The organism is Hymenobacter persicinus, assembly GCF_004167665.1.
In the GTDB taxonomy this organism is placed as follows: Bacteria; Bacteroidota; Bacteroidia; order Cytophagales; family Hymenobacteraceae; genus Hymenobacter; species Hymenobacter persicinus.
Genome location: NZ_SEWE01000024.1, coordinates 55931 through 68460 on the forward strand (window position 1 = coordinate 55931; position 12530 = coordinate 68460).

Genomic DNA, 12530 nt, shown 5'->3' on the forward strand with positions numbered 1-12530 from the left:
CAAGAATAGCAGGCCGGTTCGGTACCCGGGAGGCCGGGGAGGCAGCGCGGTGCAGCGGGGCAAAACCAGGACCGCCAGTGCCGCTGCCCAGTGGGGCCGGGGGCCACAACCGACGGCGCGGAAAAATCGTAACTTTGCCAGCCTCGCGCGCCAGCCTGAATCGGACTAACCTTTTGAGCTACCCGCTTGTTGCCTGCTAAAATCCCCTCCTTGTCCCATTCGAAGATGATTGTTGAACCCGGTGAACTGCTGGCGGCCATTGACTCGCCCGACGACCTCAAGAAGCTCAGCCCGGAGCAGTTGGTGCAGCTAAGCCAGGAGCTGCGCCAGTTCATCATCGACTCCGTGTCCATCTACGGGGGACACTTCGGGGCTTCGCTGGGCGTGGTCGAGCTGTCGGTGGCGCTGCACTACGTGTTCAACACGCCCTACGACCAGCTCGTGTGGGATGTGGGCCACCAAGCGTACGGCCACAAAATCCTGACCGGCCGCCGGGACCGGTTTCCGACCAACCGCCGTTACGGGGGCATGTCGGGCTTCCCCAAGCGCAAGGAAAGCGAGTACGATGCCTTCGGCGTGGGCCACAGCTCCACCAGCATCGGCGCGGCCCTGGGCATGGCCGTGGCTTCCGACTATAAAGGCGAATTCGACCGCCAGCACATTGCCGTTATCGGCGACGGAGCCATGACGGCCGGCATGGCCTTCGAGGCCCTGAACCACGCCGGCGTGACCAACTCCAACCTGCTGGTCATTCTCAACGACAACTGCATGAGCATCGACCCCAACGTGGGCGCGCTCAAGGAATACCTCACCGACATCACCACCTCCCGCACCTACAACAAGGTGCGCGACGAGCTCTGGAACGTGCTGGGCAAGCTCAGCAAGTTTGGTCCCAACCCCCAGCAGGTGGCCCGCAAGGTGGAAGCGGCCATGAAGGCCACGCTGATGAAGCAGAGCAATCTGTTTGAGGCCCTCAAGTTCCGCTATTTCGGCCCCGTGGATGGGCACGACGTGCAGCACCTGGTGACCATCCTGAACGACCTGAAAAGCATTCCGGGCCCCAAGATCCTGCATTGCGTGACGGTGAAGGGCAAAGGCTACGCCCTGGCTGAGAAAGACCAGACCCTGTGGCACGCCCCGGGCTTGTTCGACAAAATCACCGGCGAGATTTACAAAAAGCACCACGACACCCCGCAGGCGCCCAAGTACCAGGACGTATTCGGGCACACGATGGTGGAGTTGGCCGAGCAGAACAGCAAGGTGATGGGCGTCACGCCGGCCATGCCGTCGGGCTCCTCGCTCAACATCATGATGGACGCCATGCCCGACCGCGCCTTCGACGTGGGCATTGCCGAGCAGCACGCCGTTGTGTTTTCCGCCGGCATGGCTACGCAAGGGCTGGTACCGTTTTGCAATATCTACTCGTCCTTCATGCAGCGGGCCTACGACCAGGTCCTGCACGACGTGGCGCTGCAAAATCTGAACGTGGTATTCTGCCTCGACCGAGCCGGTTTTGCCGGCGCCGACGGCCCCACCCACCACGGCTGCTACGACCTGGCCTACATGCGCTGCATTCCCAATATGGTGGTGTCGGCGCCGATGAACGAGGAAGAGCTGCGCAACCTGATGTACACGGCCCAGCTGCCCGACATGGGGCCGTTCACCATCCGCTACCCCCGCGGGGAAGGCGTGATGCCGGAGTGGCGCCTGCCGTTCAAGAAGATTGCTGTGGGCACCGGCCGGGTGGTGCGCGAGGGCGACGACGTGGCCATCCTCAGCATCGGCCACATCGGCAACTACGCCGTGAAGGCCACGACCCAGCTGGCCGCCGAGGGTATCAGCGCCGGCCACTACGATATGCGCTTCTGCAAGCCCCTGGATGAGGAAATGCTGGCCGCCGTATGCAGCCGCTACAAGGCCATTGTGACCGTGGAAGACGGCTGCCTGCCCGGCGGTTTCGGCGCCGCGGTGCTGGAGTTTATGGCCGACCACGGCTACCACCTGCCCGTCACCCGCCTGGGCATCCCGGACCGGGTGGTGGAGCACGGCACCCAGGACGAGCTCTACAAGGAGTGCGGCTTCGACGCCGCCGGTATTGCCGCCGCCGTGCGCACCCTCAACGACAAAGTAGCCGCCAGCGCCACCAAGGTGTTATTCTAGCCCTACCGACCGTAAACTAAAAAGCCGAAGCATCCCCGGGGTGCTTCGGCTTTTTGACTTCTCAGCAGGGACCTAGGCTGACCCCAGCTCTAGCTGCAGCTGGTGCAGTTCCTGGGTGAGTTGCGTGATGAGCTGGCGGAGCAAACGGACCGTCTGCTCGACCAGAGGCGGCAGCACGGCCTCATCGAAGGGCATTTGCCAGGAGTCCAGCTCCACCACGCCGGGCAGGATGCGGTAGACCTGCAGGTGGTCGAGGCTGGGCTTAAGCTTGTGGGTGGCGGCGCGCAGCAGCTGCACATCCTGCTGGGCTACGGCCGCCGACATTTCCTGAATGGCTTCCTCGCTGCTTTCAATGAAGGATTCCAGCATAAGCACGGTAAAGGCCGGGTCGTTTTGCCCAATCTGCCGCACCAGGTCGAGGTTGTAGAAAGGAGCAGCGGCGGCCGGCGAGTCCAGGGCAATAAGGGGCTCCTGCACCACCGATTCGGTGGCCACCTCGCCCAGAGTCCAGCGGCTGAGCATCTTCAGCAGATCCTCTTCCTGAAAGGGCTTGGAGAGGTAATCGTTCATGCCGGCCTGCAGACATTTCTCCCGCTCCCCTTTAATGGCGTTGGCGGTCAGGGCAATGATGGGCGTGCCCAGCCCGAGCTGCTCGCGCAGGTAGGCCGTAGCTTCCAGGCCGTTCATCACCGGCATCTGCACGTCCATCAGAATGGTGTCGAAGACGTGGTGACGCGCCAGCTCCACGGCCAGCGCCCCGTTTTCGGCTTCCTCCACCAGCAGGCCGGCATTGTGGAGAAATCCTTTGGCAATCTGACGGTTGAAGTAGTTGTCTTCAACCAACAGCACGCGCTGGCCCCGCAGCCGTTCCCGGGCGCTGGCCGTCACCACGGTTTTCTGGGGCAGGTCGGTGGGCTGACCGATGGGTAGGTGCAGCCGGAAGTGAATGCAGGTGCCGCGGTGCTTCTGGCTGTCAATTTGGATTTCGCCGCCCATGAGTTGCACCAATTGGCGGCTGATGCTGAGCCCCAGCCCGGTGCCCCCAAACTTGCGCGTGACGGAGGAGTCTTCTTGGCTGAACTCGTTGAAGATATCCGCCAGAAACTCCGCGTCGATGCCGATGCCGGTGTCCTCGACCTGGAAGTGCAGCTCGACCTGGGAGTCCGTGGCGGCTACCAGTTCGCAGGCAACCTGCACGGAGCCGCGCTCCGTGAACTTGAGGGCGTTGCCGGCCAGATTCAGCAGCACCTGCGTAATGCGGTAAGGGTCGCCGAGCAGGACGGCGGGCAGCCGCTCATCGGCCACCACGCGGAATAGCAGGCCTTTTTCCTCGGCTTTAAAGTGCAGGCTCTTGTCGATCTGGCGCAGCAGGCCGGGCACGCTGAACCCAATTCGCTCGAGCTGGAGCTGGTTGGCCCCGATTTTCGACAGATCCAGAATGTCGTTCAGAATGACCAGCAGGTTTTCCCCGGAAGTGGCAATGGCGTGCAGGTAGGTTTGCTGAGTGTGGGTGAGCTGGGTCTTAGCCAGCAGCTGCCCCATCCCCAGAATGGCATTCATGGGCGTGCGAATCTCGTGGCTCATGTTGGCCAGAAACAGCTCCTTAGCCCGCACCGACTCCTCGGCCTGCTCCTTGGCCGCCCGCAAATGGTTTTCCAGCTGCTTCTGGTGGGTGATGTCGAGGGCAATGACGATGGTGCCGTGCACCTCGTGGTGGTCGTTGTAGAGCGGCGCGGCGCTGATCAGCAGCCATTTCGGCTCGTTGTTTTTGCTGGTAATGGCCAGCTCGTACGTCTCTGAGTCGCCGAGCTGGCGGCGGCTTTCCTTGGCCTGGAGCAGCCCGTAGTCCTGGGGGCTGACCAGCCGGCTCATCACCAGGCCATTAATAAAGTCTTCCCGCGAGAAGCCCGTGATGTCGCAAATGGCCTGGTTGACGTAGGTGACCTGCCACGCCAGATCCATCTCCAGCAGGCCCAGGTTCATGTTTTCGATGATGGCGCGGTACTTCTCTTCGCTTTGGCGCAGGGCATCCTCGCTGTTTTTGCGCTCCGTGATGTCCACGAATTTCCACAGGTGACCAATGTAGCGGTCCTCCACGAAGATGGGTACGAAGTCGGCCTGCAGCGTCCGGCCGTCGTTGAGCACAAACAGCTCCCCGGTCACCAGCTGCTGCTGCTGGACAATGGCATTGTAGCGCTGCAAAAACTCCTCGGGGTGCTGAAGCAGGCCCTTGATGTCGCGGCCCAGGGAAGTGGTGTCGTAGCCAATCAGCTCCTGGGGAGTGGTGGGGAGGTGGAAGATGCGGCACACGGCTTCGTTGGCCAGCACCACCCGGTGGTTTTCATCCTCCAGCAGCACGCCCTCCTGAAAGTTGGAAATGGTGGTAGACAGGCGCAGGGAGCTGGCTTCGAGCGCCGCATTGGCCTGGATGACGGCCGAAATATCCGTGTGCACCCCCGTCATAATCAACGGTTGGCCGTGTTCGTCGCGCTGCGTAATCATGCCGCGGGTGAGCACCCACTTGTAGCTACCGTCGTGGCAGCGCAGGCGGCGCTCCACCGAGTACATGGGTGCCTCCCCCCGCAGGTAGGCTGCGGAGGCATCCTGGCTCTTGGCCAGGTCGTCAGGGTGCACGTGCTGCAGCCAGGTGCCAGGCATGGCGTCGGGGCCGGTGGCGGGGTAGCCCAGCATCACGCGGTAGGCCTCCGAGAAAAACTCCTCGCCGGTTTGGTAATTGAATTCCCAGGCCCCGTCGCCAAACCGCTCAATGGCCTGCCGCCAGCGTTGGGCGTAGGCCTGCACGGTTTCTTCGGCTTGTTTGAGGGCCGTAATGTCTTCCAAAAGCCCGATGAAAGGGGCGGGGTGGGGCTGGGGCTGGAGTTTGAGGCGCACCCACACGGTGCGACTATCAGCGCGCCGCAACCGCAAATCGAAGCGCAGGGGCTGGGCTGCCGCCAGTTGGCGCCGGAATTCATCGGGGGACACGCCCGCTTCGGCCAGGGCGTGCAGTAGCAGTTCCGGCAGGGGTGAGGCGTAGCCCGTGAGTTGCTCCAGGCCCGGGTTGGCCCACGTCAGGCGCCCGTCGCGGCCGACCAGCACCACGGCGGCAAACACATCTTCCAGCAAGGCGAAGCTTGGATTGCCGGTGTCAGGAACGGGGCTGGCAGTGGAAAGATGCACGACAGGAAACAGGTTAGGTGAGCCGGAGCCAAGAACGGCGGGCAGTACGATTTCCGCTACCCAATTGTGGAACGGCGTTTTTCTGGGGTAGTCGGGGCAGGGTAATCGTTTGAAAATATAATGATTATTGTATGGGGTTTGAATTTAAAGAGGCAAAATTTATCCGAGCGAACTAATGTATGTACAATGATGTATGTACATTAGTTCGTATGTTTGCAACGCCGGAGCAGCTAAGTAAGTAAGCTGGCTACAACCGGACTCACCCTGAAAATTAACTTTTCACTTTCAACTTTTCCTTCATCATGGCTACGACCAAATGGGCGCTTGACCCAACCCACTCCGAAGTTCAGTTCAAAGTAAAGCACCTCGTTATTTCGACCGTTACGGGCTCGTTCAAAAAGTTCGAGGGCGAAGCCGAAACCGAGGGCGACTCGTTTGAAAACGCCAAAGTGCGCTTCTCGGCCGACATCAACAGCATTGACACGAACCAGGAGCAGCGCGACGAGCACCTGAAGGGCGCCGACTTCTTCGACGCGGCCACGTATCCTCAGCTGACCTTCGTGTCGACTTCCTTCACGAAAGTGAGCGGCTCAGACTACAAGCTGACCGGCGACCTGACCATTCACGGCGTCACCAACCCCGTGACCTTCGACGTGGAGTACGGCGGCGCCGCCGGCGACTTCTACGGCAACACCAAAGCTGGTTTCGACGTGACGGGCAAAATCAACCGCAAAGACTTCGGCCTGACCTGGAGCGGCGTAACCGAAGCGGGTTCCATCGTGGTAAGCGAGGACGTGAAGCTCTCGGCCAGCGTGCAGTTCACCAAGCAAGCCTAATTGTTGGTCGCTCAGGCCCGCGGATCTGCCCCACGGGCTCCGGGCGGCCTTCCTGCTTAAGAAGCCGAAGTAGCGCCTGCTGCTTCGGCTTCTTCGTGTTTAAACCGCCGCCGGGACGCATATTTGCGTCTCCACACCTCTATCTGCCAACTGTCCGTATGCCTGCCTCTCAACCTACCCTCGTTTTTCTCCACGGCTTTGCCGAAAGCCGCGAAATCTGGTCGGAGTTGCTGCCGGGACTGCCGGAGCACTACCGGGTGCTGAACCTGAACCTGCTCGGTCACGGCACCAACATCCACGACGTGCGCGACTACAGCATGGAGGCCCAAGCCCGCTACGTGGCCGACAAGCTTCAGGCCGCCGGCGTCGGCAAGGCGCTTCTGGTGGGCCACAGCATGGGTGGCTACGTGGCCCTGGCCTTTGCCGAGCGGTGGCCCGAGCGGGTGGCCGGCCTGGCCCTGATTAATTCCTCGGCCTACGCCGACTCGGAGGAAAAAAAGGCCAACCGCGAGAAAAACGTGGCCTTCGTGGAGCGCCACGGGGTGGAGAAGTTCATGGAATCATTTATCCGGCCCCTGTTTGCGCCCGCCCACCGGGAGTCGATGGGCCGGCAGCGGGAGTTTCTGGAGGAAATCGGCAAGGCCACGCCCGCCGAAACCATCATCGGCGGCATGCGGGCCATGGCCGCCCGCCCTGACCGTACCAACGTGCTGCGCACGGCCAAGTTTCCGGTGCTGCTGGTGGCGGGCAAGGACGATGTGGCCGTGCCCCTGGAGCAGTCGGTAGCCCAGGCCCCGCTGGCGCCCGTGGCCCACGCCCTGTTCCTGGCCGACGTCGGGCACCTGGCCTATTTTGAGGAGCCCGAGCTAACGCGCCGGGCTATTCTGCAACTAGCGGAAGAAATAGCCGGATAAGAAGGCCATCTGTTTATACTGGCCAGGGCAGTACACCCTATTTCTTAGCCGGCGTGATGGGAGCCGCGTAGTTTGGATATACCGTCACAACTGCCTGGTAGGTGACGGGTACTTTGCGGCCCTGCTGCCGGGCCGGCTCCCAGCGGAGCCGGTACACGGTTTCTTCCACCCGCTGTTGTATGCGCTGAGTAATCCCCGGACCCGACCGGGGCTTCACCTGCGACACCAAGCCAGTGGTGTCAATGACAAACTGGACCGGCACGGTGATGGGAGCGTGGCCGTCGGGCAGCCCGGCGGAGTTGGCGCGCAGCTGGTTTTCCAGGGTCAACTCTACCCCGTTTGACTGCTTGACCACGATAAAGCGAGGCGGCTGACTGACTTTATCGGCCGGCAGTGCGGGTACTTCGGCCGCCACGGGGGTGGGCGGCACCGTAAAGGACTGGGTGTAGCTGACGGCCACTGCCTCGCCATTTTGGTAGCCCGGATACCAGTTGGGCATCGAGGCTACTACCCGTAGGGCTTCGGCTTCCAGGGCGTCACCGGTTCCCTTCTGAACCTGAGCATTGCAAATGTGCCCGTCCGCTGCAATAACGAAGTTAATAAACACGCGCCGCGGGCCGGCTCCAGAGGCCGGACCGACCGCCGGCACCCGGAAGGCCTGGGCAAAGTAGCGGCTGAGGGCCGCCTGCTGCCCCGGAAACTGCGGCATCTGTTCGGTGTATTCGTAGACGCGCTGGCCAGGCTTAAGACACGGAACGGGCTTGGCTTGCTTCGGATTCTGAGCAAATGCGGCAGTGACCGGCAGAGACAGTAGGCCGAGCAGCAAGCCGGCAACAGTAGGGAAGCGCATGGTAAGACGGTGGTGAAACAGAGGAAGAGTAGGCCTTCAGCAAGCCCAGTTCAATCATGCGCTCGGCAATCTGCCCGGCGCTGGTAGCGCGTAGGATACGATACGCCTCAGCGCGTGCTAGTGCTATCGGCCTGGGTCCGCTCGGCCAGAATCTGCTCCACGTTGGGCGGCAACCGGAAGCCGATAGGTAAAGTATAGGCCACCGGCACAAAGCGCCCGTTTTGCCGGCCTGGCTGCCAGGCGGGGAGCTTGCTGACCGCCCGGACTGCTTCGGCATCGAGCAGCGGATGCAGGCCTTTGCTCACTTTGATATCTTCCACAATCCCGGCGGGACTGACTACGAAGCTCACGAAAACCCTGCCTTCGAGCCGCTTTTGCAAAGCCTCGGTAGGATAGGAAATAGTCTGCCCGAGGGTCTGATACAAGGCAACCTGACCGCCGGGAAAAACCGGCATCTGCTCAACGTACGTCATCACCTTGCCAGCTACCATAACGGTATCGGAGTAGGTCGGCCGGGCCGTCTGGGCCCAGACCGTGGCCGGCAACAGGCCAGCGGCCACGGTCAGGACAACGAAGTAGTTCATAAAAGCGAAGGGGTGGAGGTATCAGAAAAGCCTACGCTTTCAGCAAACCCAGCTTAATCATGTGCTCGGCAATCTGCACGGCGTTGGTAGCGGCGCCCTTGCGCAGGTTGTCGGCCACCACCCACAGGTTCAGGGTGCGGGGCTGGGACTCGTCGCGGCGGATGCGGCCGACCAGCACGGCGTCCTTGCCGTGGGCGTCTTTGGGCATGGGGTAGCTGTTTTTGGCGATTTCGTCGACCACTTCCACGCCCTCGGTGGCGCGCAGGATGCGGTACACTTCCTCCAGCGCAAAGTCGCGGGCAAACTCCACGTTGAGGGCTTCGGAGTGGCCACCCATCACGGGAATGCGCACGGCGGTGGCCGTCACCTGAATCGAGTCGTCGGAGAGAATCTTCTTGGTTTCGTTCACCATCTTCATTTCCTCCTTGGTGTAGCCGTTGGCCTCGAACACGTCGATGTGGGGCAGCACGTTCAGGTCGATGCGGTGGGGGTAGGCCGGGTTCGACGCCGGCTGGCCGGCGCGCTCCTCGAGCAGCTGGTCCACAGCCTTTTTGCCGGTGCCCGTCACGCTCTGGTAGGTGCTGACCACGATGCGCTTGATCTGAAACGCCTCGTGCAGTTTGTGCAAAGCCAGCACCATCTGGATGGTGGAGCAGTTGGGGTTGGCAATGATTTTATCCTCGGGCGTGAGCTGCTTGGCGTTGATTTCGGGCACCACGAGCTTCTTGGTCGGGTCCATGCGCCAGGCCGAGGAGTTGTCGATAACTACGGTGCCGACCTCGGCAAAGCGCGGGGCCTGCTCCTTGGACACGCCGCCGCCGGCCGAGAAAATGGCCACGTCGGGGCGGGCCGCAATGGCGTCGTCCATGCTCACAATCTGGTACTTTTTGCCCTGGTACTCAATTTCCTGACCCATCGACCGCTCGGAGGCCACGGGCAGCAGTTCGGTGACCGGGAAGTTGCGCTCGGCCAGCACTTTGAGCATTTCGCCACCCACTAAACCGGTGGCACCAACGACAGCTACTTTCATCTGCAAAGGGTTCAAAAGACCTGTTCAGGTCGGGAAAAGATAAGATTGGCGGGCGGAATTGAATTCTGGTTATATTCCCGCTGAGTTCCGTCAGGAGCGCCTACTGTCCTTATGCAGGGTGATTAGAGCCCCATTATCGTTCGTCTCGGCAAATACTATTCCTTCAATCCGCGTGAAACATCTGCTATTCTGCCTGCTGCTGATCCTGGCTGGTCCTGCCCGTGCCCAACTCACCGAGTCGTTCACCGACGGCGACTTCACCCAGAACCCCGCCTGGACCGGCGACGTTACGGGGTTCCAAGTTACGGCCCAACAACTGCAAAGCAATGGTCCGGCCGTTACGGGCACTTCCCTGGAACTGGCCACGCCCTGCCAGGCCAGCACCGGCACCACCTGGGAGTTCTGGGCCAACCTGAAGCTGGCCACCAGCAGCGGTAACTACGCCGACGTGTGGCTGCTGGCCGACCAGGCGACCCTTAAAGCCACCGGCACCAAGGGCTATTTCGTGCGCCTGGGCGGCCAGGCCGACGAGGTGGCGCTGTTTCGTAAGGATGCCGCCGCTACGCCGGTGTACGTGATTAACGGCGTCGATGGCACGCTGGTTTCCGCTACCAACAACCCGGTGCGGGTGCGCGTGACGCGCAGCGCCCAGGACGTCTGGACCCTGGAGCGCGACCTGACCGGCGGCAGCACCTTCGTGAGCGAGGGCAGCGCCCCGGATGCCACCTACCAGCGCAGCGAGTACTGCGGCGTAACGGTGACCTATTCCTCGGCCAACAACCGCAGCTTCTACTTCGACGACTTCCGCATCACCGACGCCACCGCCCCGGCCCTGGTGCGCGCCACCACTGTTTCGGCCCGGCAGGTCGACGTGCTGTTCAGCGAGGCCATCATTCTGCCCAGCGCCAGCCGCTTCCAGCTCGACGCGGGCGCCGTGGCTATTCTCAGCGCCCAGCGCGACGCCACCGACCCGGGCCTCGTGCACCTGACCCTGGCCGCCGACCTGCCCACCGGTACCCACTCCCTGACCGTGCAAAGCGTTGCGGACCTGTACGGCAACACCGCCGGCTCGCTCTCGACCAGCTTCTCGTTTACCGTGCCCGCCGTGGGGCCGGGCTTCAACCAGCTGCTCATCACCGAAATCATGGCCGACGAAACGCCGCCCGTTGGGCTGCCGGCCTCGGAGTTCGTGGAAATTCACAATCCTTCGGCCACGCTCACCCTGGATCTGGGCGGGGTGCGGCTGCTGCGGCCTAACAGCACGAGCGCGCCGGCCGTATTTCCGGCCGGGGCCATGCTGCTGCCCGGGGAGTATGCCGTGGTGTGCGGCAGCACTCGCACGGCGCAGTTTGCGGCCTTCGGCAAAGTATTCGGCCTGACCAACTTCCCCGCCCTCAACAACGCCGGCGACCAGCTTCTCCTGCGAACCCCCGGCGGCCGCACGATTTTCGAGGTGCGCTACGCCGACACCTGGTACCGCGACGTGGCCAAGAAAGACGGGGGCTGGACCCTGGAAATGATAGACACCGCCAACCCCTGCGGGGGCGCCGCCAACTGGAGCGCCAGCCTCGACGCCACTGGCGGCACGCCCGGCCGGGCCAACAGCGTGCGGGCTGCCAATGCCGACCGCACTCCGCCGAAGCTGCGCCGGGTGACGGTGGTCAGCCCCACGCTGCTGCGGCTGGAGTTCGACGAGAAGCTCGACAGTACTCAGCTGGCTGCTCCGGCCCTGTACAGTATTCAGCCGGCGCTGGGCGTGCAGCGCGTGGCACCCGTGCCCTACGACTTCCGGGCCGTGGAGCTGACAATAACGGGGGCTGTGGCGGCCAATCAGGTCTATACCGTGACCGTGCAGCGGGCCGTCGACTGCGTGGGCAACGCGACGGGTGGGGCGGTGTCGGCAGCATTTGCGCTGCCGGTGGCGCCGAAAGTGGGAGAGGTGCTGATTACGGAAATCTTCGCCGACGAAACGCCGCCCATCGGTTTGCCCGCCGCCGAGTTTATCGAGATTCACAATCCGTCGGCCAACATCCTCGATTTGGGCGGCGTGCAGTTGTTCAAGCCCGGCAGCACTGCGGCCGCGGCCGTCTTCCCCGATACCACCCGCCTGCTGCCGGGGCAGTACGCCGTGGTCTGCGGCAGCACCCGCGGGAGCCTTTTTGCCCGCTACGGCACGGTGTACGCCCTGAGCAACTTCCCTAGCCTGAGCAACGACGGCGACCAGCTGGTGCTACGGGGCCGCACGGGCCGCACTCTATTTGAGGTAACGTATTCGAGCACCTGGTACAAGGACCGGAGTAAGTCGGAGGGCGGCTGGAGCCTGGAAATGGTGGACCCGGCCAACCCCTGCGGCGGCATCGAAAACTGGACGGCCAGCGTGGATCCCAGCGGGGGCACACCGGGCAAGGCCAACAGCGTGAAAGCCACCAACCCCGACCGGACCCCGCCGGCGCTGCTGCGGGCTCTGGCCATCACGCCCACGCTGGTACGGCTGTTTTTTGCCGAAAAGCTCGACAGCGCCCAAGCCGCCAACCCGGTGCTTTACCGCCTCAGCCCGACCAATGCCGTAGCCCAGGTCAGCCCCGCCGGCCCCGACTTTCGCACCGTCGACCTGACCCTGACGACGCCTTTGTTGCCCAACCAAACCCAGACCGTGACCGTGCAGCGGGCCGTCGACTGCGTGGGCAACGCGACGGGTGGGGCGGTGTCGGCAGCATTTGCGCTGCCGGTGGCGCCGAAAGTGGGAGAGGTGCTGATTACGGAAATCTTCGCCGACGAAACGCCGCCCATCGGTTTGCCCGCCGCCGAGTTTATCGAGATTCACAATCCGTCGGCCAACATCCTCGATTTGGGCGGCGTGCAGTTGTTCAAGCCCGGCAGCACTGCGGCCGCGGCCGTCTTCCCCGATACCACCCGCCTGCTGCCGGGGCAGTACGCCGTGGTCTGCGGCAGCACCCGCGGGAGCCTTTTTGCCCG

Annotated in this window: 8 protein-coding genes; 4 read left to right on the forward strand and 4 right to left on the reverse strand. The window is 62.8% G+C overall.

Going from position 1 to position 12530, the window contains the following annotated elements; translation table 11 throughout:
- Positions 1–225 precede the first annotated feature (225 nt).
- On the forward strand, positions 226–2160 hold the full coding sequence (gene dxs / locus EWM57_RS12510; protein WP_129921489.1) for a 1-deoxy-D-xylulose-5-phosphate synthase: 1935 nt from the start codon (positions 226–228) through the stop codon (positions 2158–2160).
- A 72-nt stretch (positions 2161–2232) separates the two neighbouring features.
- On the opposite strand, the gene EWM57_RS12515 is transcribed toward dxs, so the two are convergent.
- Positions 2233–5340 (reverse strand): PAS domain S-box protein, encoded by a 3108-nt coding sequence (locus tag EWM57_RS12515; protein ID WP_129921490.1) that lies wholly within the window; start codon positions 5338–5340, stop codon positions 2233–2235.
- 302 nt (positions 5341–5642) lie between these two features.
- Between EWM57_RS12515 and EWM57_RS12520 the strand changes: the two genes are divergently transcribed.
- Entirely contained in the window at positions 5643–6176 is a 534-nt protein-coding gene (locus tag EWM57_RS12520; protein ID WP_129921491.1) for a YceI family protein, read from the forward strand.
- Positions 6177–6334: 158 nt separating this feature from the next.
- Positions 6335–7090, forward strand: a complete 756-nt coding sequence (locus tag EWM57_RS12525; protein WP_129921492.1) for an alpha/beta fold hydrolase — start codon at positions 6335–6337, stop codon at positions 7088–7090.
- A gap of 37 nt (positions 7091–7127) precedes the next feature.
- On the opposite strand, the gene EWM57_RS12530 is transcribed toward EWM57_RS12525, so the two are convergent.
- From EWM57_RS12530 to EWM57_RS12540, 3 genes are all read right to left on the reverse strand, one after another.
- Entirely contained in the window at positions 7128–7799 is a 672-nt protein-coding gene (locus tag EWM57_RS12530) for an energy transducer TonB (RefSeq protein ID WP_165370504.1), read from the reverse strand.
- 248 nt (positions 7800–8047) lie between these two features.
- Complete coding sequence (locus EWM57_RS12535; RefSeq protein WP_129921494.1) at positions 8048–8524, reverse strand: energy transducer TonB; 477 nt, start codon at positions 8522–8524, stop codon at positions 8048–8050.
- A 31-nt stretch (positions 8525–8555) separates the two neighbouring features.
- Positions 8556–9554: an aspartate-semialdehyde dehydrogenase gene (locus EWM57_RS12540; protein ID WP_129921495.1), complete on the reverse strand. Its 999-nt coding sequence runs from the start codon at positions 9552–9554 to the stop codon at positions 8556–8558.
- 172 nt (positions 9555–9726) lie between these two features.
- Here EWM57_RS12540 and EWM57_RS12545 point away from each other — a divergent pair.
- A partial coding sequence (locus tag EWM57_RS12545; RefSeq protein WP_129921496.1) for a lamin tail domain-containing protein occupies positions 9727–12530 on the forward strand: 2804 nt, incomplete at its 3' end.

Excerpts from the sequence above, each read along its gene's own strand:
- dxs (WP_129921489.1), top strand. The coding sequence starts at position 226 with ATGATTGTTGAACCCGGTGAACTGCTGGCGGCCATTGACTCGCCCGAC.
- EWM57_RS12520 (WP_129921491.1), top strand. The coding sequence starts at position 5,643 with ATGGCTACGACCAAATGGGCGCTTGACCCAACCCACTCCGAAGTTCAG.
- EWM57_RS12525 (WP_129921492.1), top strand. The coding sequence starts at position 6,335 with ATGCCTGCCTCTCAACCTACCCTCGTTTTTCTCCACGGCTTTGCCGAA.
- EWM57_RS12530 (WP_165370504.1), bottom strand. The coding sequence starts at position 7,799 with ATGCCGCAGTTTCCGGGGCAGCAGGCGGCCCTCAGCCGCTACTTTGCC.
- EWM57_RS12535 (WP_129921494.1), bottom strand. The coding sequence starts at position 8,524 with ATGAACTACTTCGTTGTCCTGACCGTGGCCGCTGGCCTGTTGCCGGCC.
- EWM57_RS12540 (WP_129921495.1), bottom strand. The coding sequence starts at position 9,554 with ATGAAAGTAGCTGTCGTTGGTGCCACCGGTTTAGTGGGTGGCGAAATG.